Annotated in this window: 24 protein-coding genes and 1 pseudogene; 15 read left to right on the top strand and 10 right to left on the bottom strand. The window is 62.2% G+C overall.

Features of this window, described 5'->3' with window-relative positions:
* Positions 1–57 precede the first annotated feature (57 nt).
* The 8 genes and pseudogenes from CXP40_RS06965 (at position 58) to trpC (ending at position 8,693) form a co-directional block, all read left to right on the top strand.
* Positions 58–1,437, top strand: coding sequence for a hypothetical protein (locus CXP40_RS06965; protein ID WP_106733187.1), 1,380 nt, complete (start codon positions 58–60; stop codon positions 1,435–1,437).
* 62 nt (positions 1,438–1,499) lie between these two features.
* A complete protein-coding gene (gene gabD, locus CXP40_RS06960; RefSeq protein ID WP_106733186.1) occupies positions 1,500–2,960 on the top strand; it encodes an NADP-dependent succinate-semialdehyde dehydrogenase in 1,461 nt (486 codons plus the stop codon).
* A 194-nt stretch (positions 2,961–3,154) separates the two neighbouring features.
* Entirely contained in the window at positions 3,155–3,829 is a 675-nt protein-coding gene (rpe, locus tag CXP40_RS06955; RefSeq protein WP_055985392.1) for a ribulose-phosphate 3-epimerase, read from the top strand.
* Positions 3,826–4,646, top strand: a pseudogene (locus tag CXP40_RS06950) (phosphoglycolate phosphatase). Before rpe ends, CXP40_RS06950 begins: the two are co-directional and overlap by 4 nt.
* Before the next feature lie 67 nt (positions 4,647–4,713).
* Complete coding sequence (gene trpE / locus CXP40_RS06945) at positions 4,714–6,204, top strand: anthranilate synthase component I (RefSeq protein ID WP_106733184.1); 1,491 nt, start codon at positions 4,714–4,716, stop codon at positions 6,202–6,204.
* Between the two features lie 13 nt (positions 6,205–6,217).
* Positions 6,218–6,814 carry an aminodeoxychorismate/anthranilate synthase component II gene (locus CXP40_RS06940; protein WP_106733183.1) on the top strand — a complete coding sequence of 199 codons (597 nt, stop codon included), beginning with the start codon at positions 6,218–6,220 and terminating at the stop codon, positions 6,812–6,814.
* A complete protein-coding gene (trpD, locus tag CXP40_RS06935) occupies positions 6,811–7,857 on the top strand; it encodes an anthranilate phosphoribosyltransferase (protein ID WP_106733182.1) in 1,047 nt (348 codons plus the stop codon). Before CXP40_RS06940 ends, trpD begins: the two co-directional genes overlap by 4 nt.
* Positions 7,854–8,693, top strand: coding sequence for an indole-3-glycerol phosphate synthase TrpC (trpC, locus tag CXP40_RS06930; RefSeq protein ID WP_106733181.1), 840 nt, complete (start codon positions 7,854–7,856; stop codon positions 8,691–8,693). The genes trpD and trpC overlap by 4 nt, the downstream gene beginning before the upstream one ends.
* A gap of 48 nt (positions 8,694–8,741) precedes the next feature.
* On the opposite strand, the gene crp is transcribed toward trpC, so the two are convergent.
* Complete coding sequence (gene crp / locus CXP40_RS06925; protein ID WP_106733180.1) at positions 8,742–9,386, bottom strand: cAMP-activated global transcriptional regulator CRP; 645 nt, start codon at positions 9,384–9,386, stop codon at positions 8,742–8,744.
* A 235-nt stretch (positions 9,387–9,621) separates the two neighbouring features.
* Here crp and CXP40_RS06920 point away from each other — a divergent pair, with 235 nt between their 5' ends.
* Positions 9,622–10,044 (top strand): OsmC family protein, encoded by a 423-nt coding sequence (locus CXP40_RS06920; RefSeq protein WP_017675647.1) that lies wholly within the window; start codon positions 9,622–9,624, stop codon positions 10,042–10,044.
* Positions 10,045–10,090: 46 nt separating this feature from the next.
* Here the strand turns inward: CXP40_RS06920 and coq7 are convergent, their stop codons facing one another.
* Together coq7 and CXP40_RS06910 are read right to left on the bottom strand one after the other, a co-directional pair.
* Positions 10,091–10,738: a 2-polyprenyl-3-methyl-6-methoxy-1,4-benzoquinone monooxygenase gene (coq7, locus tag CXP40_RS06915; protein WP_099525810.1), complete on the bottom strand. Its 648-nt coding sequence runs from the start codon at positions 10,736–10,738 to the stop codon at positions 10,091–10,093.
* Between the two features lie 61 nt (positions 10,739–10,799).
* Complete coding sequence (locus CXP40_RS06910; protein WP_106733179.1) at positions 10,800–11,627, bottom strand: formylglycine-generating enzyme family protein; 828 nt, start codon at positions 11,625–11,627, stop codon at positions 10,800–10,802.
* 123 nt (positions 11,628–11,750) lie between these two features.
* Between CXP40_RS06910 and CXP40_RS06905 the strand changes: the two genes are divergently transcribed.
* Complete coding sequence (locus tag CXP40_RS06905) at positions 11,751–13,232, top strand: AAA family ATPase (RefSeq protein ID WP_106733393.1); 1,482 nt, start codon at positions 11,751–11,753, stop codon at positions 13,230–13,232.
* A gap of 8 nt (positions 13,233–13,240) precedes the next feature.
* Here the strand turns inward: CXP40_RS06905 and CXP40_RS06900 are convergent, their stop codons facing one another.
* From CXP40_RS06900 to hemJ, 5 genes are all read right to left on the bottom strand, one after another.
* Positions 13,241–14,029 (bottom strand): SDR family oxidoreductase, encoded by a 789-nt coding sequence (locus CXP40_RS06900; RefSeq protein WP_106733178.1) that lies wholly within the window; start codon positions 14,027–14,029, stop codon positions 13,241–13,243.
* Between the two features lie 9 nt (positions 14,030–14,038).
* Positions 14,039–15,013, bottom strand: coding sequence for a DUF805 domain-containing protein (locus CXP40_RS06895; protein WP_106733177.1), 975 nt, complete (start codon positions 15,011–15,013; stop codon positions 14,039–14,041).
* Between the two features lie 125 nt (positions 15,014–15,138).
* A complete protein-coding gene (locus CXP40_RS06890) occupies positions 15,139–16,401 on the bottom strand; it encodes an alanine racemase (protein ID WP_106733392.1) in 1,263 nt (420 codons plus the stop codon).
* A complete protein-coding gene (locus tag CXP40_RS06885; protein ID WP_106733176.1) occupies positions 16,398–17,360 on the bottom strand; it encodes a nitronate monooxygenase family protein in 963 nt (320 codons plus the stop codon). Before CXP40_RS06885 ends, CXP40_RS06890 begins: the two co-directional genes overlap by 4 nt.
* Positions 17,361–17,370: 10 nt before the next feature.
* Positions 17,371–17,799 (bottom strand): protoporphyrinogen oxidase HemJ, encoded by a 429-nt coding sequence (hemJ, locus tag CXP40_RS06880; protein ID WP_106733175.1) that lies wholly within the window; start codon positions 17,797–17,799, stop codon positions 17,371–17,373.
* Positions 17,800–17,936: 137 nt separating this feature from the next.
* Between hemJ and argC the strand changes: the two genes are divergently transcribed.
* The 4 genes from argC to erpA all read left to right on the top strand — a co-directional run bounded on the left by argC (position 17,937) and on the right by erpA (position 20,534).
* Positions 17,937–18,971 carry an N-acetyl-gamma-glutamyl-phosphate reductase gene (gene argC, locus CXP40_RS06875; protein ID WP_106733174.1) on the top strand — a complete coding sequence of 345 codons (1,035 nt, stop codon included), beginning with the start codon at positions 17,937–17,939 and terminating at the stop codon, positions 18,969–18,971.
* On the top strand, positions 18,968–19,711 hold the full coding sequence (locus CXP40_RS23815) for a DUF6776 family protein (protein WP_256579257.1): 744 nt from the start codon (positions 18,968–18,970) through the stop codon (positions 19,709–19,711). Before argC ends, CXP40_RS23815 begins: the two co-directional genes overlap by 4 nt.
* Positions 19,701–20,111: a polymer-forming cytoskeletal protein gene (locus CXP40_RS06865; RefSeq protein ID WP_106733173.1), complete on the top strand. Its 411-nt coding sequence runs from the start codon at positions 19,701–19,703 to the stop codon at positions 20,109–20,111. The genes CXP40_RS23815 and CXP40_RS06865 overlap by 11 nt, the downstream gene beginning before the upstream one ends.
* Before the next feature lie 72 nt (positions 20,112–20,183).
* Positions 20,184–20,534: an iron-sulfur cluster insertion protein ErpA gene (gene erpA / locus CXP40_RS06860; RefSeq protein ID WP_099525802.1), complete on the top strand. Its 351-nt coding sequence runs from the start codon at positions 20,184–20,186 to the stop codon at positions 20,532–20,534.
* 50 nt (positions 20,535–20,584) lie between these two features.
* Here erpA and CXP40_RS06855 read toward each other — a convergent pair whose 3' ends face one another.
* Both CXP40_RS06855 and CXP40_RS06850 read right to left on the bottom strand, forming a co-directional pair.
* Positions 20,585–21,676 (bottom strand): anhydro-N-acetylmuramic acid kinase, encoded by a 1,092-nt coding sequence (locus CXP40_RS06855; protein ID WP_106733172.1) that lies wholly within the window; start codon positions 21,674–21,676, stop codon positions 20,585–20,587.
* A 3-nt stretch (positions 21,677–21,679) separates the two neighbouring features.
* Positions 21,680–23,107 carry a peptidoglycan DD-metalloendopeptidase family protein gene (locus CXP40_RS06850; protein WP_106733171.1) on the bottom strand — a complete coding sequence of 476 codons (1,428 nt, stop codon included), beginning with the start codon at positions 23,105–23,107 and terminating at the stop codon, positions 21,680–21,682.
* Between the two features lie 209 nt (positions 23,108–23,316).
* Here CXP40_RS06850 and tyrS point away from each other — a divergent pair, with 209 nt between their 5' ends.
* Complete coding sequence (gene tyrS / locus CXP40_RS06845) at positions 23,317–24,516, top strand: tyrosine--tRNA ligase (protein WP_106733170.1); 1,200 nt, start codon at positions 23,317–23,319, stop codon at positions 24,514–24,516.
* The last annotated feature ends 27 nt before the right edge of the window (positions 24,517–24,543 follow it).

The raw sequence follows: 24,543 nt of genomic DNA, 5'->3' as shown, positions 1-24,543 counted from the left end.
GGCCCCAGGGTGCTGGGGCCGGCTGAAATACAACTCTAATAAAGCTGGGTGACTCAAATGTCCGAACTGCATCAACAAGACCTTGGTGTGGAAGCCCCCTACTGGCCGGTGGGGCCATTCAAGGTGCGTCTGCCTTTCATTCATTACCGCTTCGAGATCTCCGACTACATGCAGGGCCTGCTCATGTGCGCGGTGGATCTGGCGGCGATTCCGCTGATGACCGAGTTCCTCGGCATGCCCTTCGAGGTGGCGCTGGCAGTGGTCATGCTCAATGGCCTGCTGTACTTGACTCACCATTTGCTGGGCGATCCGGTCGTTCCGGGCTGGATCACCCCGGCGATCCCACTGCTGATGGCCTACTGCAGCCAGTTCCCGGAGGGCCCGGAGCGGGTGCATGCGCTGATTGCCTTCCAGTTGATGCTGGGGATATTTTCCATCGGCCTGGGCATGACCGGCATGGCGCGCAAGGTGGTGTCGCTGGTGCCCTCGGCGCTCAAGGCCGGGATCATCATGGGCGCCGGCCTCAGCGCGGTGGTGACGGTATTCAAGGAAGGCGGTCGCTTCGACAGCTTCCCCTGGACCATTTCCATCGCGGTCGGCATCGCCTTCTACCTGGTGTTCTCCCTGCACTTCCAGCAACTGAAGAAGCGCAGCCGCTTCTGGTGGAACTTCGCCAAGCTGGGCATCTTCCCGATCATCCTGCTGGCGGTGTTCGTCGCGCCGATCTTTGGTGAGGCGCCCTGGCCGAACATCGAGTGGGGCATCAGCAAGCCGGACTTCGTCACCTTGTGGAACGAGTACACCGTGTTCGGCCTCGGCATGCCGCCGTTGATGATGTTCGTCACTGCCATTCCCACCGTGTTCGCCGCCTACCTGGTGGTGTTCGGCGATGTGCTGGGCGCCAGGGCGATCCTCTCCGAGGCCGACCATATTCGCAGTGACGAGAAGGTCGACTTCAACCCGAACCGTTCGCACATGATCTTCGGTGGGCGCAATGCCTTGATGAGTATCTTTGGTCCGGACGTGGCCATGTGCGGGCCGCAGTGGTCGGCCATGCAGGTGGTGATCACCGAGCGCTTCAAGGGCGGTGCCCAGGCGATGAAGTCCATCTACGGCGGTGTTGGCTCGTTCCGCTGGGGCACCAACACCGGCCTGTTGCTGCTGCCGGTGGTCACCCTGCTGCAGCCGATTCTCGGCGTGGCGCTGGCGCTGACCTTGCTGATCCAGGGCTACGTCAGCGTGCGTCTGGGCATCATGGAAGCGCGCAGCCAGCGTGATCTGGGCATCGCCGGGGTGATCGGCGCAGTGTTGGCGATCAAAGGCGCCGGCTGGGCCTTCGCCATCGGCGTTGGCCTGTGCGCGCTGATTTACGGGGCGCAGATGTTCCGCGGCGAGAACGACCAGACCTTCACCAAGGATCTGCCGCCAGGCGAGTGAGGCCTGTGCAATCCCTAATTCAGCCGAGGGGTGATCTCCTCCCTCGGCAGCAGGAGAAAATCATGCAACTGAATGATCCCGATCTGCTGCGCCATCAGGCCTATATCGACGGCCAGTGGTGCGATGCCAGCAATGGCGATGTGACTGAAATCTTCAACCCTGCCAACGGCGAGTCGCTGGGTGTCGTGCCAAACATCGGTGGCGTGCAGACCCGTCAGGCCATCGAGGCGGCGCAGGCTGCTCAGCCCGCCTGGCGTGCGTTGACGGCCAAGGAGCGCGCGGCGCGGCTGCGCAAATGGTACGAGTTGATGCTGGCCAACCAGGAAGATCTGGCGCGGATCATGACGGCCGAGCAGGGCAAGCCGCTGACCGAGGCGCGCGGTGAGGTGCTTTACGCGGCATCCTTCATCGAGTGGTTCGCGGAAGAGGCCAAGCGCGTCTACGGCGACACCATTCCCGGCCATCAGCCGGACAAGCGCCTGATAGTGACCAAGGAACCCATTGGCGTGACCGCGGCGATCACGCCCTGGAACTTCCCGGCGGCGATGATCACCCGCAAGGCCGGTCCGGCATTGGCCGCTGGCTGCGCCATGGTGCTCAAGCCGGCGCCGCAGACACCGTTCAGTGCCCTGGCGCTGGCGGTGCTGGCCGAGCGCGCGGGCATCCCGGCCGGGCTGTTCAGCGTACTGCCGGCTGATGCCGAGCGTTCTCGCGAAGTCGGCGCCGAGCTGTGCGCTAACCCCATCGTGCGCAAGTTGTCGTTCACCGGCTCCACCGGTGTTGGCATCAAGCTGATGGAGCAATGCGCTCCGACCCTGAAAAAACTTTCGCTGGAGCTGGGCGGCAATGCGCCGTTCATCGTCTTCGAGGATGCCGATCTCGACGCAGCGGTCGAAGGCGCGCTGGTGGCCAAGTACCGCAATGCTGGGCAGACCTGCGTCTGCGCCAACCGCCTGTATGTACACGATGCCGTCTACGAAGCCTTTGCCGAAAAGCTGGCCGCGGCCGTGGCCAAACTGCGGGTTGGCCCGGGTGATGAGGCGGGCGTGGTCATTGGCCCGTTGATCGACGGCAATGCCGTGGCCAAGGTGCAGGCTCATCTGGCCGATGCGCTGGAGAAGGGCGCCAAGGTACTGCAGGGCGGTAAGGCGCACGCGTTGGGCGGGCATTTCTTCGAGCCCACGGTCATCACGGGCGTCACCGTGGATATGCGCGTGGCCCGTGAAGAGACCTTCGGCCCGCTGGCGCCACTGTTCCGCTTCAGCGACGAAACCGAGGTGGTGCGTCAGGCCAACGACACCGAGTTCGGCCTGGCCGGCTACTTCTATACCCGCGATCTGGGTCGCACCTTCCGTGTAGCCGAAGCGCTGGAGTACGGGATGGTTGGTATCAATACCGGGCTGATCTCCAACGAAGTGGCGCCATTTGGCGGTATGAAGGCTTCAGGGCTGGGCCGCGAAGGCTCCAAGTACGGCCTGGATGAGTACCTGGAGATCAAGTACCTCTGCCTCGGCGGTATCTGAATCAGGTCGCTATTGCGCGAGTGCGTAGGGTGGACAACGCGAAGCTTGTCCACCTTTCTTACTGCGCCGCTGCCGGCCCATGGTGGACAAACTTTCGGCATGTCGCACCCTACGCGAAGCTGGCTCCGGTCGATTGAAGGCTCTACAGCCGCTACAATGCGCGCCACCGTGACCCAAGCCCTTAGAGGTGCGCCATGCAACCCTTCGCCATCGCCCCGTCGATCCTTTCCGCCGACTTCGCCCGCCTGGGTGAGGAAGTGGACAACGTACTCGCCGCCGGTGCGGACATCGTCCACTTCGATGTCATGGACAACCATTACGTGCCCAACCTGACCATCGGCCCGATGGTCTGCGCCGCGCTGCGCAAGTACGGCATCACCGCGCCCATCGACGCGCACCTGATGGTCAAGCCTGTGGATCGCATCATCGGCGACTTCATTGAAGCTGGCGCCAGCTACATCACTTTCCACCCGGAAGCGTCCGAGCACGTCGACCGCTCGCTGCAACTGATCAAGGCGGGCGGCGCCAAGGCGGGCCTGGTGTTCAATCCGGCCACCCCGCTCGATGTGCTCAAGTACGTGATGGACAAGGTCGACATGATTCTGCTGATGAGCGTCAACCCCGGCTTCGGCGGGCAGAAGTTCATTCCAGGCACCCTCGACAAGCTGCGTGAAGCCCGCGCGCTGATCGACGCCAGCGGCCGCGAGATCCGTCTGGAGATCGACGGCGGCGTCAACGTGCAGAACATCCGCGAGATCGCCGAGGCGGGCGCCGACACCTTCGTCGCCGGCTCGGCGATCTTCAACCAGCCGGACTACAAGGCCGTGATCGACGCCATGCGCGCCGAACTGGCCCAGGTGCGTGGATGAAACCGCTGCGCGCGCTGTGCGCCGGTGAGCTGCCGCGCCTGGTGATGTTCGACCTGGATGGCACGCTGATCGACTCGGTGCCAGACCTGGCCGAAGCCGTCGACCGCATGCTGGTCGAAATGGGGCGTGCACCTGCTGGCGTTGAAAAGGTCCGTGACTGGGTCGGCAATGGCGCACGGGTGTTGGTGCGCCGTGCCCTGGCCGGTGGTCTGGATCACGCCGCCGTGGGTGAAGCCGAGACGGAAGAGGCGCTGGCGCGCTTTCTCGATATCTACGCCGACTGCCACAACCTGACCGCACTCTATCCCGGTGTGCACGAGCTGCTCGAGGCGCTCAGCACTGCAGCTGTGGAGCTGGCGGTGGTGACCAACAAGCCGGAGCGTTTCGTTGCGCCGTTGCTGGAGCAGGTGGGTCTCGGCGGTTATTTCCGCTGGATCATCGGCGGCGATACCCTGCCGCAGCAGAAGCCGGACCCTGCGGCGCTGCTGCAGGTGATGCATCTGGCTGGGGTCGAGGCGGCGCAGTCGCTGTTCATCGGTGACTCGCGCAACGACGTGCTGGCCGCACGCGCTGCGGGCGTACCGTGCATCGCAGTGAGCTACGGCTATAACCATGGCCGGCCGATTGCCGAAGAAAAACCGGGGCTGGTAGTCGATAGTCTCGCCGAACTGCTCTGATAGTTGCTTAGCCCGAGCGGCTGCGCTACCGTGGCCGCTCTCCTTATTCCCCCGCCTGTCGAGATCGCACCGTGGTGGTTAGCTGCAAACTCTGGATGAAAGTGATCAAGGCCCTGGCCCGTTGGCGCTGGCGCGCCTGATTTCGTCCTGCCGCCGCTGCGCGGCCCGTTTGCACCCGACCGTTTACCCCGAGCCATGAGGCTGATCATGACCCATGAAGAATTCCTGCGTTTAGCCGATGAAGGCTACAACCGCATTCCGCTTGCCTGCGAAACCATCGCCGACTTCGACACGCCGCTGTCGATCTACCTGAAACTAGCCGATGCGCCCAACTCCTACCTGCTGGAGTCCGTGCAGGGCGGCGAAAAATGGGGCCGTTACTCGATCATCGGCCTGCCGGCGCGCACCGTGCTGCGTGTGCACGGTCATGACGTAGTGATCACCACCGACGGTGTCGAAATCGAGCGCCACGAATGTGCCGACCCGCTGGCCTTCGTCGAGCAGTTCAAGGCGCGTTACAAGGTGCCGACCATTGCTGGTTTGCCGCGCTTCAATGGCGGCCTGGTCGGCTACTTCGCCTACGACAGCGTGCGTTACGTCGAGCCCAAACTGGCCGCCGGGGTGAACCCCGACGCGCTGGGCACGCCGGATATCCTGCTCAACGTCTCCGATGCCGTGGTGGTGTTCGATAACCTGGCCGGCAAGATGCACGCCATCGTGCTGGCCGATCCGGCTGAGAGCGATGCCTTCGAGCGTGGTCAGCAGCAGCTGCAGGACATCCTGCACAAGCTGCGTCAGCCGTTCACACCGCGTCTGGGTGTGGATCTGAACAAGCCAGCAGGCGCGGAGCCGGCGTTCCGCTCCAGCTTCAGCCGCGAGGATTACGAACGCTCGGTCAGCGCCATCAAGGATTACATCCTCGCTGGCGACTGCATGCAGGTGGTGATTTCCCAGCGCATGTCGATTCCGTTCAAGGCCGCGCCCATCGACCTGTACCGTGCGCTGCGCTGCATCAACCCGACGCCGTACATGTACTTCTTCAACTTCGGCGACTTCCACGTCGTCGGCTCGTCGCCGGAAGTGCTGGTGCGCGTCGAAGACAACCTGGTCACCGTGCGGCCCATCGCCGGCACTCGGCCGCGCGGCGCCACCGAGGAGCAGGACCTGGCGCTGGAAGAAGATCTGCTGGCCGATGCCAAGGAAGTCGCCGAGCACCTGATGCTCATCGACCTGGGCCGCAACGACACTGGCCGCGTCTCGGAAATCGGCTCGGTGAAACTGACCGAGAAGATGGTCATCGAGCGCTACTCCAACGTCATGCACATCGTTTCCAACGTTACCGGCGAGCTGAAAAAAGGCCTGACTTCGATGGATGCCCTGCGCGCCATCCTGCCGGCCGGCACGTTGTCCGGTGCGCCGAAGATCCGCGCGATGGAAATCATCGACGAGCTGGAGCCGGTCAAGCGCGGCGTCTATGGCGGCGCGGTCGGTTACTACGCCTGGAACGGCAACATGGACACCGCCATCGCCATCCGCACCGCGGTGATCAAGGACGGCGAACTGCACGTGCAGGCCGGCGCCGGCATCGTCGCCGACTCGGTGCCCGCGCTGGAGTGGGAAGAAACCCTGAACAAGCGCCGCGCCATGTTCCGCGCCGTTGCGCTCGCCGAACAGACTGCCGTCCAGGCCCAGGAATAAGAGGAGCCGTACCATGCTTTTGATGATCGATAACTACGACTCCTTCACCTACAACGTCGTGCAATATCTGGGTGAGCTGGGCGCCGATGTTCACGTGATTCGCAACGACGAACTGACCATCGCCGAAATCGAAGCGCTCAAGCCCGAGCGCATCGTCGTCTCGCCCGGCCCGTGCACGCCGACCGAAGCGGGGGTATCCATCGAGTCCATCCTGCATTTCGCTGGCAAGCTGCCGATCCTCGGCGTCTGCCTCGGCCACCAGAGCATCGGCCAGGCCTACGGCGGCGATGTGGTGCGCGCGCGCCAGGTGATGCATGGCAAGACCAGCCCGGTGTTCCACGAAGACAAGGGCGTATTCGCCGGCCTCAACAACCCGCTCACCGTGACCCGCTATCATTCTCTGGTGGTCAAGCGCGAAACCCTGCCGGATTGCCTGGAAATCACTGCCTGGACGCAGCATGAAGACGGCTCGGTCGACGAGATCATGGGCCTGCGCCACAAGACCCTGAACATCGAGGGTGTGCAGTTCCACCCTGAGTCCATCCTCACCGAGCAGGGCCATGAACTGTTCGCCAACTTCCTCAAGCAGACCGGAGGCGTGCGCGCATGAATATCAAGGAAGCCCTCAACCGCATCGTCGCCCAGCTCGACCTGACCACCGAGGAAATGCAGGCGGTCATGCGCGAGATCATGACCGGCCAGTGCACCGAGGCGCAGATCGGCGCCTTTCTCATGGGCATGCGCATGAAGAGCGAGACCATCGACGAGATCGTCGGTGCCGCCAGCGTCATGCGTGAGCTGGCCTCGCCAGTGGAAATCGACGCCGAGCGCCTGGTCGACACCTGCGGCACCGGTGGCGATGGCATGAACATCTTCAACGTCTCCACCGCGGCGGCCTTCGTCGTCGCGGCGGCGGGCGGCAAGGTGGCCAAGCACGGCAACCGTGCGGTGTCCGGCAAGAGCGGCAGCGCCGATCTGCTGGAGGCGGCTGGTGTCTACCTGGGGCTCAAGCCCGAGCAGGTGGCGCGCTGCGTCGAAAGCGTCGGGGTCGGCTTCATGTTCGCCCCCTCTCATCACGGCGCGATGAAGCATGCCATTGGCCCGCGCCGCGAGCTGGGCCTGCGCACCATCTTCAACATGCTCGGCCCGATGACCAATCCGGCCGGCGCCAAGCATCAGGTCATCGGCGTGTTCAGCCAGGCGCTGTGCCGGCCGATGGCCGAAGTGCTGCAGCGTCTGGGCAGCGAGCACGTGCTGGTGGTGCACGCGCAGGACGGTCTGGACGAGGTCAGCCTGGCTGCGCCGACCTTCGTCGCCGAGCTGAAGAATGGCGTGGTCAGCGAGTACCGTATCCAGCCCGAGGATTTCGGCATCAAGAGCCAGAGCCTGATCGGTCTGACCGTCGACAATGCCGAACAGTCGCTGGAACTGATTCGCGACGCCCTCGGCCGGCGCAAGACCGATAATGGCCAGAAAGCTGCCGACATGATCGTGCTCAACGCTGGCGCGGCTCTCTACGCTGCGGATCATGCCAGCAGCCTGCGTGAAGGCATGCAACTGGCGCACGACGCCCTGCACACCGGCCTGGCGCGTGAGAAGCTGGAAGAGCTGGTGTCCTTTACCGCGGTATTCAAACAGGAGAACGAAGGGTGAGCGTACCAACCGTACTGGAGAAGATCGTCGCCCGTAAGTTCGAGGAAGTGGCCGCGCGCCGTGCCCAGGTCAGCCTGGCCGAGGTCGAGGCTGCTGCACGCAGTGCCGACGCTCCGCGAGGTTTCGCCCGCGCGCTGCTGGAGCAGGCGGCGCGCAAGGAGCCGGCGGTGATCGCCGAGATCAAGAAGGCTTCGCCGAGCAAGGGCGTGCTGCGCGCCGACTTCGTCCCGGCGGATATCGCCCGGAGTTACGAGGCGGGAGGCGCCACCTGCCTGTCGGTGCTGACCGATATCGATTTCTTCCAGGGCGCCGACCAGTACCTGCAGCAGGCCCGTGCTGCCTGTGCGCTGCCGGTTATCCGCAAGGACTTCATGGTCGATCCGTATCAGATCGTCGAAGCGCGCGCACTGGGCGCCGACTGCGTGCTGCTGATTGTCTCCTGCCTGGATGACGTGCGCATGGCCGAGCTGGCCTCTGTTGCCAAGGATGTCGGCCTCGACGTGCTGGTCGAGGTGCATGACGGCGCCGAACTGGAGCGGGCGCTGAATACGTTGGACACACCATTGGTGGGGATCAACAACCGCAACCTGCATACCTTCGATGTCAGCCTGGAAACCACTCTCGACCTGCTGCCACGCATTCCGCGTGACCGCCTGGTGGTCACCGAGAGTGGCATTCTCAATCGCGCCGATGTTGAGCTGATGGAGATCAACGAGGTCTACGCCTTCCTGGTCGGCGAAGCCTTCATGCGCGCGGAAAGTCCCGGCAGTGAATTGCAGCGCCTGTTCTTTCCCGAGCGCGGACGGCCAGCCGTGATCGGCACCGACCCCGAATAGCACGCATGAAAAAGCCGGCGATCAAGCCGGCTTTTTATTGGGCTGGTTTCAGCGGGTGCCGAAGACCACCATGGTCTTGCCTTTGACGTGCACCAGGCCCTGTTCCTCCAGCGACTTGAGTACACGGCCGACCATCTCGCGCGAGCAACCGACGATGCGGCCGATTTCCTGGCGGGTGATCTTGATCTGCATGCCATCCGGATGGGTCATGGCATCTGGCTGCTTGCACAGGTCGAGCAGAGTGCGCGCGACGCGGCCGGTGACATCGAGGAAGGCCAGGTCGCCGACCTTGCGCGTGGTATTGCGCAGGCGCTCGGCCATCTGGCTACCGAGGGCGAAGAGGATTTCAGGGTCTTGCTGAGTCAGTTCGCGGAACTTGGCGTAGCTGATTTCCGCTACTTCGCATTCGGTCTTGGCGCGCACCCAGGCGCTGCGTTCCTTCTCTGAACCATCCTTTTCGAACAGCCCCATCTCGCCGAAAAAATCGCCAGAGTTCAGATAGGCGATGATCATTTCACGCCCGTCGTCGTCCTCGATGAGGATAGTGACCGAGCCCTTGACGATGAAGAACAGGGTTTCGCAGCGATCACCTGCATAGATGATGGTGCTTTTGGAGGTGTAGCGGCGGCGATGACAGTGCGCGAGAAGCTTGTCGAGATTCTTGATTTTAGGTGTAAGGGTAATAGCAACCATGCCCGAGTCCCGAATATGAAAAAATGAAGGCCTTTGTCCAACGGCAATTTCTTATTTGTTATCCGGCCAAGTGTGCCAGCAATCCGACGTCAGCTTAACAGACACGCTATGAGTGGGGTCTTTTTTGCGACCTGGGTAACATAACCCGGCGGAACTTTAGCGTAATCGACGAACATCGGACTGCTGCCCGGCTGTGCTAATCTGCCGGACTTTTCCACTCTGGGAGCCAAGAACGATGAAAGCGCGTGTGCAATGGGCCGGTGAAGCTCTGTTCCTCGGCGAGTCCGGTAGTGGCCATGCCGTGGTGATGGACGGCCCGCCCGATGCCGGTGGGCGTAACCTTGGTGTTCGGCCGATGGAGATGCTGTTGATTGGCCTCGGTGGCTGCAGCAACTTCGATGTGGTCAGCATTCTGCGCAAGGGCCGCCAGCCGGTAGAAAGCTGCGAAGTGTTCCTCGATGCCGAGCGTGCAGGCGAGGAGCCCAAGGTGTTCACCAAGATCCACCTGCACTTCGTGGTCAAGGGCCGTGGGCTGAAAGAGGCTCAGGTGAAGCGGGCGGTGGAGCTGTCGGCGGAGAAGTACTGCTCGGCCTCGATCATGCTGGGCCGTGCCGGTGTGGACATCAGCCACGACTACGAAATCGTTGAGCTGGGCTGAGGTCCGCTGGAAATGACGAGGGCGCCGATTGGCGCCCTCGTTCGTTTCAGATGCGGTAGGTGCTCTTGGTCATGACCTTCGACAGCAAGGTCATGCCGAACTTGACTGGTGCCGGGAAACGCACGCCGCCGGCTGCCATGGCACTGTTGGCATGTTGCTGTTCGTCGACGCGCATCTGCTCGAGGATGGCGCGCGACTTGGTGTCGTGCTCGGGTAGTTGTTCCAGATGCTCATCCAGGTGTTTGCACACCTGATCTTCAGTGGCTGCGACGAAACCCAGGCTGACGCGATCACTGACCAGGCCGGCGACGGCGCCCACACCGAAGGACAGGCCATAGAACAGCGGGTTCAGCACGCTCGGGTGGCTACCCAGTTCGCGGATGCGCTGCTCGCACCAGGCCAGGTGGTCGATTTCCTCGTCGGCCGCATGCTCCATGGCACTACGCACTTCCGGCAGTTTGGCGGTCAGCGCCTGACCCTGATAGAGCGCCTGGGCGCAGACCTCGCCGGTGTGGTTGATGCGCATCAGACCGGCTACGTGACGCGACTCCTCGCTGCTCAGCTCGCTGTCGTTCTGCACGATGGCGGGCGAGGGGCGGCCCGAGGCACCGCTGAATGGCAACAGCGTGCGCAGCGCGGCATCGGCTTGCAGTAGCAGGCGGTCGACGGGGGAATACTGGCGTTCGCTGGCCATAAGGCACCTCCAGAAGAAACAACCTGACTAGTTTACTGCAAAGTCACCAGATCGTCCGCGCTCAGGGCAGCTCGCGCAGCACGCGAAACCCCAGCGCATAGTCGCGGTGATGCGGTTGCTTGAGGTCGCGCATGCTGCTGCGCAGATAGACCGGACCGCTGTTCCAGGCGCCGCCTCGCACCACGCGCGGGCTGTTGTCGAGCAAGCTGGCACTCTGCGTTTCACTACCATCGAAGCGCTGGGTGAAGTTCGAGGCCGTCCATTCCCAGACATTGCCCGCGGTGTCATGCAAGCCGAAGCCGTTGGCCGGGAACTGGCCGACGGCTGCCGTCTTGTTGCGTAACAGGCGCGAGCTGGCGCAGCCGCGGCAGTGAGCGCGTGGCGCCTGCTCGCTACTGTCGAGCTGGTCGCCCCACCAGTAGTAGCTCTGGCTGCCGCCACGCGCTGCATACTCCCATTCGGCTTCGGTCGGCAGGCGATAGCGCGCGCCCGTCTCGCGTGACAACCACTGGGTGTAGGCGTGAGCGTCGCGCCAGGAAACATGAATCACCGGGCGCTGCGCCGAAAGGCCCCAGCCCTCGTTGTCAGGCATGGGCAATTCGTTGGCGTCGGCGTATTTCTGCCAGTCGGCGAAGGTGACCTCGTAGCGGCCGATGGCGAAGGCTTGATCGAGCACAATCGCCCGTGGCGGGCGCTCGTTGTCATTGCCACGACCGCTGGCATCGCCCATACGAAACTCGCCAGCTGGAATCACCACCATCTCGGGGCCTCGGGCACCGCTGGGCAACGGGTCGCTGATGGTTTCGATGGCGACGGCCGGCAGGTTAACCAGCAGGCCGGCCGCGATGGTCATGGATACTGTGATGTGACGCGCGTTCAGCACTTGCACGGCGTGATGCCTCCGGCGACGATCTGCGTGTTCAGGCGGCCCATGCTGTAAGTTCTCGATTCTGTTAAACCGCGGATGGTAACCCTGCGTGCCTGGCTGGCCAAATCTCACAAGGAGTCGGTGTTGAAGAACGATATTCATGATCTTGGGCTGGTGCTGGACTCCAAGGTCAAGCTGGTGGTGATCGAGTCCTGGGACGAGCTGCGCGTGCTGGAAACCCTGACCGGTTTGGCGATCAAGCGCGGTCTCGGCCTGCATACCTGGTCAGTGACCGAGGGCCTGCAGCGCCTGGGCTTCGGTGGCGCGTCGGTGGATGAATCACCGACCCTTGAGCCGGAAGCGGCGCTGCGCATGATCAAGGCCGATCTGCAGCCGAACCTCTACGTGATGTGCGACCTGCATCCCTTCCTTGATGACAACCCCAGGCTGGTACGCTTGCTCAAGGAAATCGCCATGAGCGAGGCAGTGCACAAGCCGACGCTGGTGCTGGTGTCGCATGCGCTCAAACTGCCTGCTGAAGTGCAGCGTTTCGCGGCACGTTTCAGTCTCGCGCTGCCGTCGGAAGACGAGCTGCTGGGCATCGTGCGTGATGAGGCGACGCGCTGGAGCGAAGGCAATCGCGGCGCTCGCGTGCGCACCGACAACCGCACGCTGCAGCAGGTGGTGAAGAATCTGCGCGGCCTGAGCCATGCCGAGGCACGCGCGCTGGCGCGCAACGTGATCTGCGACGACGGCGCGATCACTCAGGAAGACATCCCTGAACTGAACAAGACCAAGTTCCAGCTGCTGGATCTGGAGGGCGTGCTCAGCTTCGAATACGACACCGCACGCTTCGCCGAAGTCGGCGGGTTGGTCAATCTCAAACGCTGGTTGGCTGAACGTCAGGCTGGCTTTCTCGAGGGCAAGCTCCTCGATGCGCCGAAAGGCGTGATGCTGGTCGGGGTACAGGGCGGCGGCAAGAGCCTGGCGGCCAAGGCAGTGGCCGGACTCTGGGGCTTGCCGCTACTGCGTCTGGATTTCGCTTGCCTGTACAACAAGTTCTTCGGCGAGACCGAGCGCAACCTGCGCGAGGCACTGCGTCTGGCCGAACAGATGGCACCCTGCGTGCTGTGGATGGACGAGGTGGAAAAAGGGCTTGCCAGTGGCGACCACGATGGCGGCGTGAGCCAGCGGGTACTCGGCACCCTGCTGACCTGGATGGCCGAGCGTAAGGCGCCAGTGTTCGTGGTGGCTACGGCCAATGCCATCGACCGTCTGCCGCCCGAGCTGGTACGCAAGGGGCGCTTCGACGAACTGTTCTTCGTCGACCTACCCAGTGCAGAGGTGCGGGCCGACATCTTCCGTATCCACCTGCAGCGCCGTGAACTGGAGCCAGACACCTTCGATCTCGCGCAACTCGCTGCTGCCAGCGAGGGCTACTCCGGCGCCGAGATCGAGCAGGCGGTGGTCAGCGCGCTCTACGCAGGTCAGGCGCAGCAGCAGGCGGTCGATCAGGGATTGCTGCTACGCGCACTACAAAGCACGGCGCCGCTGTCGGTGGTAATGGCCGAGCGATTGATGGCGCTGCGGGAGTGGGCAGATGGGCGGACGGTTAATGCCGGCTGAACAGCCGATCAGGCGCCGGTTAAGGGACGGGTCAGGCGACCACTGAGCTTGCGCACCAGCCAGCGCGGTCCGAGACGTGGACTCAGGGCCAGCAGGCGGTTGCGCCAGCCAGGGATGATGATGGCGCGGTTCTTTTCCAGTGCGCGAACGGTGATCAGCGCGACCTCCTCGGCGCTCATCATCAGCTTGCTGCCGGCGATCCGCGCGACGTCCATCTGTGCGGCGCGGAAGAAGGCGCTGTGGGTCGGGCCAGGGCAGAGCACTGACACACGCACGCCGCGCCCTCTCAGCTCCTCGCGCAAACCCTCGGAAAAGTTCAGCACATAGGCCTTGCTGGCGTAGTAGCTGCTCATCCAGGGGCCGGGCTGGAAGGCCGCGACCGAGGCGACGTTGAGAATCTGCCCGCTGCCGTGCTCGGCCATGCGCTGACCGAATGCGTGACACAGGCGGGTCAACGCCAGCACGTTGACTTCCAGTTGCTCCAGCTCGCGACTCCAGTCCTGTTCCAGGAACGGACCTGCGCAGCCAAGGCCGGCGTTGTTCACCAGCAGATCGACGTGCCACTGGCCTTCCTCAAGCTCCATCAACAGGCCGGACAGTTGTAGCGGCTCGCTCAGGTCGCAGAGTCGAAACAGCACCTCGACGCCGAAGCGCTGGGCCAGCTCGCAGGCGATGCTTTCCAGCGCATCACGCCGGCGCGCCACCAGGATCAGGTTGCGCCCCCGGCGTGCCAGGGCTTCTGCCAAGGCCAGGCCAATGCCGCTGGACGCGCCGGTGATCAATGCATAGCTGCGCATGGTCGGGAATTACTGCTCCTGATACTCGGCGGCGCGCTCGACATAGCCCTGATACTGGGGAATGGCGATGGCAGCGACGATGCCGCTGATGGGGATGAGCAGGAACAACCAGGCCAGTACCTTGACTGCGGTGCTGTTGGGGGGGGGTGGTGGGCCGTAGCGGTTGACGCCTTGAGTGCCCGGGATGATCAGCATCAGCAGGGCGAACACGCTGCCGACTACCGGGATCAGGTGCACCAGCAGCAGCCAGCCGGACCAACCGATATCATGCAGACGCTGCACGCCGATGAAGATACCGATCACCACCGCGGCAATACTGACGATGCCCAGCGCTAGCATGGCCAGGGTCGAAGACATCGCTGCAATGCCGGTACCGATCAACATGATCGGGATGAAGCACAGTGTCATCGCCATCAGCCAGCCGAGGTAACGCACGCGGCCGATCCGGCCGCTGACGCCGAGGACCTTGAGCTCGGAGTATTGCGGCAATTGTTCGGCGACATTCGCCTGTGGCGGCGCATAGGGCGATGCAGTCGCTGCGGCAGGCGCTGCGGCTGTGGCTGTGGCTGGAGCAGCTTCGGCCAGTTGAGCCTGACGGGCGAGGTATTTCTCGATGATGATGCCGCAGGCGGAGCACTCGCTCGCCTTGGCCTGCTGATGACCACATTTGGGACAGGTCATGTGCGGTGTGGCCGCGTCCGCAGCCTGCTCGGTTTCAGCCTCGGTCGGCACCAGGCTCAGGCTGGCGGCCTGATCCAGCTCCCTGCGCACGTTGGCCCCCGCCTTCTGCAGGGCGCTGAGGTACTGCTCTGCCTCGCTTTCGCTCAGATCACGCTTGAGCGCCACCGGCGTTCCGCTGAACAGACTGTCGATACGAGCAAGGTCGCTCTTGAACAGGCGGGCCAGGTTTGTCTTGACCATTTCCAACGACGCCTCGGGCATCAGTTGGCCGTCGAACACGATCTTGTAACGCGGTGGGTTCATGCGAGCTTCCTTGTCGGCGGGAAGGGTGGGGGAGCAAAGTGCCCGGTCAATGCGGGCGAGGCATAAGCCTAGAGTGCCGCGAGGCCAATATACAAGCGGCCTGAAGCGCCATGGGCAGGCATTTTTCAGGCATTGCCTATTGTGCTCCAGCGGCCGACCAGTTGGCCGCGGCGTAGTAGACGTATTTCGCTGAAATCACCCAACACACCTTCGCTGATCGCTGGGCGCAGAAATACCCAGTCGTTGCTCGTCAGTTGTGTACCGTTACCACCGATCAGGCGCTCTTGATTGGCGCTACGGCCATACAGGTCGTCGTAGTCGAGCCCCGCAGGTGAAACAGGCTGCGCCGGCCAGCGACCGCCATAGAGGTAGTAGGCATGCTCGCGGTTGGGGTTCCAGGCACTGATCAAAGGTTGCAGCGGTTGCAGATAGGGCAGGGCGCCGTCGACCGCCTTGAGCACGGGGCTGGCGATCCACAGGGCTGGCTGATGCTCCTTGAGCAGTGGCGTGTCGAACTCCGCGGGCTTGAGCAGGGCTGAACCGACAGCGACTTCATTGAGCGAAGTCTCCTGCTGGCTGTGCAGCGGGTAGGTCAGGCTGCCAGCACCGTTGAGCAGCGGCTTTGCCGGCCAAAGATCGCTGAATTGCTGGGCGCTGCTGATGAATAGTCGATAGCGCTCATCGGTCTCGCTGAATGCTCGCAACGGGGTCTGCCAGGGCGGGCTGTGCGCGACGTGCGCGTCATAACCCATCAGACCCTGCAGTCGCAGTGCCGGCTGCTGGCGAAGCAGCTGCAGCGCCTGAGCAAACGCCTGCGGGGTGGCGAAACCGCCGCGCTCCAGGCCAACGTCGATTTCCAGTGCGATGCGCAGCGGTCGCCCCAGCGCCTTGGCCAGCTCACTGTACTGCACCAGACGTTGCTGGCTGTCGATCAGCCAAGTCACCTGGTGGTCGGGATCGAAATCCAGATGGTGCGCAAGCTGGCGATAGAAGTTCAGGGCTGCAGCTACCGGCAAAGATTTGCCAAGCAGCAGATCGGCATGTGGAAAGCTCCTGGCCAGGCGATTGAGCTGTGGCTGATGAAAGACCATGAAACGCTGGGTCTGCAGGCGCTTGGCCAGGTATTCCAGCAGGCCGGTGCTGGACAGCGACTTGGCGACCAGGCGCAGCTGGAGGCGGCCGCCCAGTCTTGCGGCCAGCAGGTCGGCGTTGGCGTCTAGTCGATCAAGGTCGAGCAGCAGGGTCGGAATGCCCTCGCTATCGCGCTGCAACTGCCGGTTGAGCTCGGCGAAGTAGGCGTCATGCTCACGACCGTGATCAGTTGGACGCAGCGCCCAACCACCGAGTAAGCCGAGCGCGCTCAGACCGAGCAGGTGGCGGCGTTTCATCGTGGCCAGCATTGCCCCAGCTGCTGGCTGCGCGTCAGTGCGGCGCGATATTCGCGGTCGAGGCGCGCTATCAGCTCCTGCACCGATGGCAGGTCGTCAATGCCACCGACCCCCTGGCCGGCCGACCAGACGGTCTTCCAGGCCTTGGCTTCTTCATCCATCGGCTTGAGCTTCTCGCCGTAGTTGATATCGGCCTTGTTCTGCAACTGCTTCAAGCCGTAGCCGGCCTGTTCCAGGCTCTGGCGCATGAAGCTTGCCGGCACACCGGACACAGCCGGCGTATGGATGATATCGGCGGCCCGGGCACCGAGAATCATGTGCTTGTAGTCTTCGGAGGCATTGTTTTGCTGGGTGGCGATAAAGCGGGTCCCCATATAGGCCAGGTCGGCACCGAGCAGTTGTGCCGCGAGGATCTCGTGGCCGTGGTTGAGGCAGCCTGACAGCAGCACGGTCTTGTCGAAGAATTGACGAATCTCGGCCAGCAGGGCAAAGGGGCTCCAGGTGCCGGCGTGGCCGCCCGCGCCAGCTGCCACGGCGATCAGACCATCCACGCCAGCCTCGGCAGCTTTTTCGGCATGGCGGCGGGTTGTCACGTCATGGAACACCAGGCCGCCATAGCTGTGCACGGCATCGACCACTTCCTTCACCGCGCCCAGGCTGGTGATGACGATCGGTACGCGGCGTTCGACGCAGATGGCCAGATCCGCCTGTAGGCGTGGGTTGCTGTCATGCACGATCAAGTTGACGGCGTAGGGGGCAGCATTGCTCGCCAGGCTCGCTTCGATCTCGTCGAGCCAGGCGGCGAAACCGGCGCTCTCGCGCTGGTTCAGCGCCGGAAAGCTGCCGACAATGCCGCTGTTGCAGCAGGCACTGACCAGCGCCGGGTTGGATACCAGAAACATCGGTGCAGCTACCAAGGGCAGGCGCAGGCGTTCTTCGAGCAGGGCAGGCAGAGACATGGCGAATTCCTTATAAGGGGCGGACAACGACCAGGATGACGATGCCCAGCAGTGCCAGTACCGGGGCTTCATTGAACCAACGATAGAACACGTGACTGCGGCTGTTCTCGCCGCGAGCAAAGCGCTTGAGCTGAGCCCCGCACAAGTGGTGATAGATCACCAACGCCACCACCAGCGTAAGCTTGGCGTGCATCCAGCCTTGCGTGAAGTAGTACGCCGAGTTGAGGCTGAGTAACCAGATGCCCAGGCCCAGCGTGGCGATCATTGAGGGAATCATGATGCCGCGATACAGCTTGCGCTCCATGATGCAGAAACGTTCGTGGCTGGCGGCGTCGCTGCTCATGGCGTGATAGACGAACAAGCGTGGCAGGTAGAACAGGCCGGCGAACCAGCATACCATGGCGATGATGTGCAGAGCCTTGAGCCAGAGATAGAGCATTTTCGCTTCCCGCGCTGAAAAAAAATGGCCTCGATAGTAGAGGCAGCTGACGCCCTGCGTCACCTCCGTGGTTGGAGCTTGGCCGATGCGGCTTTATCATCGGCAGCTTTCCAATGGCTTTTGCAAAGGGGCATGTGATGATCAAGGTCGGTATCGTCGGCGGCACGGGCTACACCGGTGTCGAACTGCTGCGTCTGCTGGCGCAACACCCGCAGGCAGAGGTGACCGTGATCACTTCCCGTTCCGAGGCCGGCCTGCGCGTTGATGAGATGTACCCCAACCTGCGCGGTCACTACCCGAATCTGGCTTTCAGCGTGCCGGACGTTGCCACATTGGGCGCCTGTGACGTGGTGTTCTTCGCCACCCCCCACGGTGTGGCTCACGCGCTGGCGGGTGAACTGCTGGCCGCAGGCACGCGAGTGATCGATCTGTCCGCCGATTTTCGTTTGCAGGACGCCGAGGAGTGGGCCAAGTGGTACGGCCAGCCTCATGGCGCGCCCGAGCTGCTGAGTGAGGCGGTATATGGTCTGCCCGAGGTCAACCGAGAGGCGATCAAGACCGCGCGTCTGATCGCCGTACCCGGCTGCTACCCGACCGCTACTCAGCTCGGCCTGATTCCGCTGCTGGAAGCCGGCTTGGCCGATGTCGGCAGCTTGATCGCCGACTGCAAGAGCGGCGTCAGCGGTGCGGGCCGCGGAGCCAGCGTTGGTTCGTTGTTCTGTGAGGCTGGCGAAAGCATGAAGGCCTACTCGGTCAAGGGCCATCGTCACCTCCCGGAAATTCGTCAGGGGCTGCGCCAGGCCGCAGGCAGCGACGTTGGTCTGACCTTCGTTCCACACCTGACGCCGATGATTCGCGGCATTCACTCGACCCTTTATGCACGCGTGGCCGATACCTCGGTCGATCTTCAGGCGCTGTTCGAGAAGCGTTACGCCGGCGAGCCGTTCGTCGATGTCATGCCGGCGGGCAGTCACCCGGAAACCCGTAGCGTGCGCGGAGGCAATGTTTGCCGCATCGCCGTGCACCGTCCGCAAGGCGGCGATCTGGTGGTGGTGCTCTCGGTGATCGACAACCTGGTCAAGGGCGCATCCGGTCAGGCGGTGCAGAACATGAACATTCTTTTCGGTCTCGACGAGCGCCTCGGCCTGTCGCACGCGGCCCTGCTGCCGTGATACCTGGCTGGGAGGTCCGCCTCAGCGATCCGCGCCGTGAGCGCAGGCGTCGCTGGCTGCAACTGCTGCTGGTGCTCGCTGTGCCAGCGGCCTTTGCCCTGGGTTGGTACTGGCCACAAGTGCAGCCTACGCAGGCAGCCGAAGAGCCACATGCGTTGTTGACTCGCGTTGCCGAACAGGAGCAGGAGCTGGAACTGTTGCGCCAGCGTCTGGCTGTGGTCGGCAGTAGCGACAAAGTCACTCAGCAAGCCATGGAGCAGAATCGTCGCACCATCAAGTTGCTGGAGGAGCAGATCTTCAAGCAACAGCAGGACCTGGCCTTCTACAAAGGTGTGCTGGCACCTGCCAGCCGTCGTGAAGGCATTCGCATTCGTGCCTTTGAGTTGCAAGCCACGGACGTGCCGCTACGATTCCGCTACAAATTGCTGATGAGCCGAGTCGGCGCCAGTGATGACGCATTGCAGGGGCGTTTGCGCATTACGATCGAAGGGCAGCAGAACGGTAAGCCGGCTGTGCTGGAGCTCGCGGCGCTGTCCGACGAGGTCAGCGAGAGCAGCATTGCGTTCTCCTTCAAGCACTTCCAGTCCTTCCCCGAGGCGGGTCGTTTTGGCGAGCTACAACTACCTGAGGGCTTCGAGCCGCGTCAGGTCAAGGTGCAGGCTGAGGTCGAGGGCGACAAACCGCTGAGCCGTACATTCGAATGGATAAAATCAGGAGCGATAGCCACCCATGTGGAGTAAAGACAAGACCAAACCCGACTTGCAGCGTTTCAGCGGTAAGACCAGCCTGATTGCCGCTGGCGCTGAGCTGTTAGGCGACATGCGCTTTCAGGGCGCAGTGCAAGTGGACGGTCGGGTCACCGGTAATCTGCTGGCTACCGAAGGTCTGGTGCGCGTGAGCGCGGGCGGCCTGGTTGAAGGTGAGATACGTGCACCCCATATAGTGATCGATGGCGAGGTGAATGGTGATGTGTTCGCCAGCGGCCATCTGGAACTAGGCTCGCGCTCCCGGGTTCGCGGTAACCTGCATTACGGCCTTATGGAGATGGCCATGGGGGCGCAGATCGAAGGGCGCCTCTGTCACCTCAAGGATGGTGAGCGGCCACTCGAGCTTCCGGCGACGCTGGAAATCGAGCAATAGTTGACCAATTTCGTCGGGCAAGCGGATAATGCACGCCCAAAGCAGTATGGCGCATAGCGCCGGGAGTCCAGAATGAGCGTCGAAACCTTCACCCCTGCCCCCTTGCACTTCACCCAGGGCGCGGCCGGCAAGGTGAAGAACCTGGTCGATGAAGAGGGCAATCCGCGCCTGAAGCTGCGCGTGTTCGTCACGGGCGGCGGCTGCTCGGGCTTTCAGTACGGTTTTACCTTCGATGAGGAAGTAGCCGAGGATGACACCATCGTCGAGCGTGAAGGTGTAAGCCTGGTGGTCGATGCCATGAGCTTCCAGTATCTGGCGGGCTCCGAGGTGGACTATCAGGAGGGGCTGGAAGGTTCGCGCTTCGTGATCAAGAACCCCAACGCCACCACCACCTGTGGTTGCGGGTCGTCCTTCTCGATCTGAATGCTTCGCCTGATGACAGACGCCGCGCTCTATGCGCGGCGTTTTCGTTTTCAGGCCGGGTAGATGGCGCCGAGCACGCGCAGGCCTCTGGCTCCGGTCACGCTCGGGCGATTGCCAGCAATGCCCTCAAGGGCGCAATGTGCCAGCCAAGCGAAGGCCATTGCCTCGACCCAGTCCGGGTCAACACCTGCAGCTGCGGTGCTGCTGACTTCGGTTCCAGGCAGCATCTCGCTCAGGCGCTTCATCAGACAAGCGTTGTGAGCACCGCCGCCACACACCAGCAGGACATCAGTGTGAGCTTGCGCGTTGCGCAAGGCGCTGACGATGCTGTGTGCGGTGAGTTCTACCAGGGTCGCCTGTACATCTTCGTTGGCCAGGCGCGGTGATCCATGCAAATGGGCCAGCAGCCAGTCGAGGTTGAATAGCTCGCGGCCGGTACTCTTCGGACCCTGGGTGGCGAAGAAGGGATCGCTCAGTAGTCGCGACAGCAGCTCTGCGTCTACCTTGCCGCTGGATGCCCAGGCGCCGTCACGGTCATAGGTCAGGCCCTGGCAATACTGAATCCAGGCATCGAGCAGAACGTTACCAGGGCCGCTGTCGAATCCCAGAACCTCCTGGCCGGGTGAAAGCAGGCTGAGGTTGCTGAAGCCGCCGACATTGAGCACGGCGACATGACGTTGACTGTTGCCGAACAGGTCGTGGTGAAAAGCAGGGACCAAGGGAGCCCCTTGTCCGCCGGCTGCCACATCGCGGCGACGAAAATCGCCGACCACGCAAATCCCGGTGAGCTCGGCCAGCAGCGCTGGATTGCCGATCTGAATGGTGAAGCCGCGTGCAGGCTCATGGCGCACGGTCTGGCCATGGCTGCCGATGGCGCGAATCTGCTGCGCGGTAAGGTTCTGTTGCTGCAGGAGTTCGTTGATGGCGACAGCGGCCAATTCGACCCAGCGCTGTTCTGCGATGGCTGCGCGCGCCAGCTCATCATCGCCCGAGGTGCACAGCGCCAGGAGGTCGCTACGCAGTTGTTCTGGCATGGGGCGGTAGAGCGTTGCGAGGAGTTTGGGGCGCTGATCCAGATCGATCAGCGCGATGTCCAGCCCGTCCAGGCTGGTGCCGGACATCACACCAATATAGAGGGGCACGGCTTACTGCTGGTTAGCGGCTAGCATGGTGGTCTTTTCCTGGTCCATGCGCGCCATCAGCGGCTTGCTCAGTTGCATGAAGCGTTGCTTCTCGCTCGCTGCAATCGGGTCGGCCATCGGCAGCTTCTGGCTGAGTGGATCTACGTGTACGCCGTTGACCTGGAATTCATAGTGCAGGTGAGGGCCGGTGGAGAGCCCGGTGGTACCGATGTAACCGATGATCTGGCCTTGCTTGACGTTCGAACCGTTGCGAACACCTTTGGCAAAACCCTGCATGTGTGCGTAAAGAGTGCGGTAGCGCTGGCCGTGCTGGATGATCACGGTATTACCGTAGCCGCCATTACGACCTGCCAGTGTTACGCGACCGTCACCGGCAGCCTTGATCGGCGTGCCACGTGGCGCGGCATAGTCGACACCCTTGTGCGCGCGAATCTTGTTCAGGATCGGGTGCTTGCGCCCAGTGGAGAAGCGCGAGCTGATGCGAGCGAAGTCCACCGGCGTACGGATGAACGCCTTGCGCATGCTCTCGCCATCGGCGTTGTAGTAGCTGGTGATGCCTTGCTTGCTGGTGTAGCGCACGGCGGTGTAGGTCTTGCCGCGGTTGGTGAAGCGCGCCGAGAGAATATTGCCGGTGCCGACACGTTTGCCGTTGACCACCTTCTCTTCGTAGATCACTTCGAACTCGTCCCCTTCGCGAATATCCATGGCGAAGTCGATGTCGTAACCAAATACGTTGGCCAGGTCCATGGTCAGGCTATGCGACAGGCCTGCACGTTTGGCGGAGAGAAACAGCGAGCTGTTAATCACGCCACGGCTGTAAGCGGTGACCACCTCAGGCTTGACCTGGTCGCGCTGGAAATCGAAGCCTTTATCGGTACGGCTCAGGCGAATGGTTTCCAGGTCGCTGAGTTTGCTCTGCAGGCTTTTCAGCTTGCCGTCTTCGTTCAGTTCGAAGTCCAGCACCTGGCCCACTTTAAGGCGGCTGAATTGTTTGGCCTCTTTATTACTGTTCAGGGCCTCATGCAGATCGTTGGCGCTCAGACCGACCTTGGCGAACACGGTAGAAAGCGTATCGCCATTACTGACCGTGATGTTGTGGTGGTTGGGATCGGAGGGAGGAGAGGAGTCGGCTGTTTCTAGGAGGTCTTCGTCAGCGTCTTGTGCGCTGTATTCGGCAGTGTCGGTGCCTTGCTCGATCTCGGCGAATGGCGAGACGGCGCCTGGCACTGGTAGTCCCGCTCGGAGGTCATCCTTTTCCTGTAGCGCCATCTCGGCATCGTTGCCCAGATCCAGGTCTATGAAGGTTTTCTGTGCCTCGACTTCACGCGAAGGAAAAACCAGGAGGGCAAGGCTGAGCAACGCGGCTACGCCGCTCGCTGCAAGAATATGGGTCTTTGGATAGAGCGGCGGCGCTTTAGGTGTAGAGGTCATAGGGCTGCTTTTGAAGTGAAAAGATGAAGATTAAAAGAAGAGCATGATGAATATGCACTAACTGTATAAAATATAACCAAAACCGCCGAGAGGCAACCCTGCAGATGATGATCGGCGCATGGTCTGCCTTACGCTGAGCAAAACTTGTGATTTGTCGGCGTTCTTGTATGGTTGGTTCCCTTTCGAACAAGGTCATTGTGAGTCATTTTATGAAGTCGGTTGAAGAGCAGCTGGCGCTGATCAAGCGCGGTGCGGAAGAGGTTCTGGTTGAGGCTGAGCTGGTCGAAAAGCTCAAGCGTGGTCAGCCGCTGCGGATCAAGGCGGGTTTCGACCCTACTGCTCCAGATCTGCACCTCGGCCATACCGTTCTTATTAATAAGCTGCGCCAGTTCCAGGAACTCGGCCACCATGTGATCTTCCTGATTGGGGATTTCACCGGAATGATCGGTGACCCCAGCGGTAAGAGCGCTACTCGTCCGCCGCTGACCCGTGAGCAGGTTCTGGATAATGCCGAGACCTATAAACAGCAGGTCTTCAAGATTCTCGACCCGGCCAAGACCGAGGTGGCCTTCAACTCCACCTGGATGGACCAGATGGGGCCTGCCGATTTCATTCGTCTGACGTCGCAGTACACGGTGGCGCGCATGCTGGAGCGTGATGACTTCGACAAGCGCTACAGCAGCAACCAGCCGATCGCCATTCACGAGTTTCTCTATCCGCTGGTGCAGGGTTATGACTCCGTGGCGCTGAAAGCCGATGTCGAACTGGGCGGCACTGACCAGAAGTTCAATCTGCTGATGGGGCGCGAGTTGCAGAGAGCCTATGGGCAGGCGTCGCAGTGCATCGTCACCATGCCGTTGCTGGAAGGCCTCGATGGCGTGAAGAAGATGTCCAAGTCTCTGGGCAACTACGTGGGCATCCAGGAAGCGCCGGGTGTGATGTACAACAAGCTCGTGTCCATGCCTGATGCGCTGATGTGGCGATACTTCGAGCTGCTCAGCTTCCGCTCCATGGAGGAGATCGAGCAGTTCAAGCGCGATGTCGAGCAGGGTGCGAACCCGCGTGATATCAAGATCAAGCTGGCCGAAGAGCTTGTGGCGCGCTTTCATGGTGAAGAGGCTGCGGCCAATGCTCACCGTTCCGCTGGCAACCGTATGAAGGATGGCGAGCTGCCGGAAGATCTGCCCGAGGTCGAACTGGTATCGGCTGAAGATATGCCGATCTCGTCCGTCCTTAATAAAGCAGGCCTGGTGAAAAATGCTGCGGTTGCTCGCGACCTGTTGGGCTCGGGAGGCGTGCGCGTCGATGGTGAAGTGGTTGATCGCACCTTCCTGTTCAAACTGGGTTCTGCTCATGTCTGTCAGGCCGGCAAGAGGGCCTTTGCGCGTATCACCCTCAAAGCTGAGTAATAAAACTGCAAAATAAGCTTGACGCGC

The organism is Pseudomonas sp. YY-1 (genome assembly GCF_002843095.1).
Taxonomy (GTDB): Bacteria; Pseudomonadota; Gammaproteobacteria; order Pseudomonadales; family Pseudomonadaceae; genus Aquipseudomonas; species Aquipseudomonas sediminis_A.
This window is presented reverse-complemented; position numbering and strand designations above follow the sequence as displayed.

What these genes read in the sequence shown, in the direction of transcription:
- gabD (WP_106733186.1), top strand. Translation starts at nt 1,500, where the DNA reads ATGCAACTGAATGATCCCGATCTGCTGCGCCATCAGGCCTATATCGAC.
- CXP40_RS06900 (WP_106733178.1), bottom strand. Translation starts at nt 14,029, where the DNA reads ATGCGCAGCTATGCATTGATCACCGGCGCGTCCAGCGGCATTGGCCTG.
- CXP40_RS06850 (WP_106733171.1), bottom strand. Translation starts at nt 23,107, where the DNA reads ATGACCTCTACACCTAAAGCGCCGCCGCTCTATCCAAAGACCCATATT.
- trpD (WP_106733182.1), top strand. Translation starts at nt 6,811, where the DNA reads ATGAATATCAAGGAAGCCCTCAACCGCATCGTCGCCCAGCTCGACCTG.
- CXP40_RS06865 (WP_106733173.1), top strand. Translation starts at nt 19,701, where the DNA reads ATGTGGAGTAAAGACAAGACCAAACCCGACTTGCAGCGTTTCAGCGGT.
- CXP40_RS06885 (WP_106733176.1), bottom strand. Translation starts at nt 17,360, where the DNA reads ATGTCTCTGCCTGCCCTGCTCGAAGAACGCCTGCGCCTGCCCTTGGTA.
- CXP40_RS06895 (WP_106733177.1), bottom strand. Translation starts at nt 15,013, where the DNA reads ATGAACCCACCGCGTTACAAGATCGTGTTCGACGGCCAACTGATGCCC.
- erpA (WP_099525802.1), top strand. Translation starts at nt 20,184, where the DNA reads ATGAGCGTCGAAACCTTCACCCCTGCCCCCTTGCACTTCACCCAGGGC.
- CXP40_RS06920 (WP_017675647.1), top strand. Translation starts at nt 9,622, where the DNA reads ATGAAAGCGCGTGTGCAATGGGCCGGTGAAGCTCTGTTCCTCGGCGAG.
- tyrS (WP_106733170.1), top strand. Translation starts at nt 23,317, where the DNA reads ATGAAGTCGGTTGAAGAGCAGCTGGCGCTGATCAAGCGCGGTGCGGAA.
- CXP40_RS06940 (WP_106733183.1), top strand. Translation starts at nt 6,218, where the DNA reads ATGCTTTTGATGATCGATAACTACGACTCCTTCACCTACAACGTCGTG.
- trpE (WP_106733184.1), top strand. Translation starts at nt 4,714, where the DNA reads ATGACCCATGAAGAATTCCTGCGTTTAGCCGATGAAGGCTACAACCGC.
- CXP40_RS06890 (WP_106733392.1), bottom strand. Translation starts at nt 16,401, where the DNA reads ATGAAACGCCGCCACCTGCTCGGTCTGAGCGCGCTCGGCTTACTCGGT.
- hemJ (WP_106733175.1), bottom strand. Translation starts at nt 17,799, where the DNA reads ATGCTCTATCTCTGGCTCAAGGCTCTGCACATCATCGCCATGGTATGC.
- argC (WP_106733174.1), top strand. Translation starts at nt 17,937, where the DNA reads ATGATCAAGGTCGGTATCGTCGGCGGCACGGGCTACACCGGTGTCGAA.
- crp (WP_106733180.1), bottom strand. Translation starts at nt 9,386, where the DNA reads ATGGTTGCTATTACCCTTACACCTAAAATCAAGAATCTCGACAAGCTT.
- rpe (WP_055985392.1), top strand. Translation starts at nt 3,155, where the DNA reads ATGCAACCCTTCGCCATCGCCCCGTCGATCCTTTCCGCCGACTTCGCC.
- coq7 (WP_099525810.1), bottom strand. Translation starts at nt 10,738, where the DNA reads ATGGCCAGCGAACGCCAGTATTCCCCCGTCGACCGCCTGCTACTGCAA.
- CXP40_RS06965 (WP_106733187.1), top strand. Translation starts at nt 58, where the DNA reads ATGTCCGAACTGCATCAACAAGACCTTGGTGTGGAAGCCCCCTACTGG.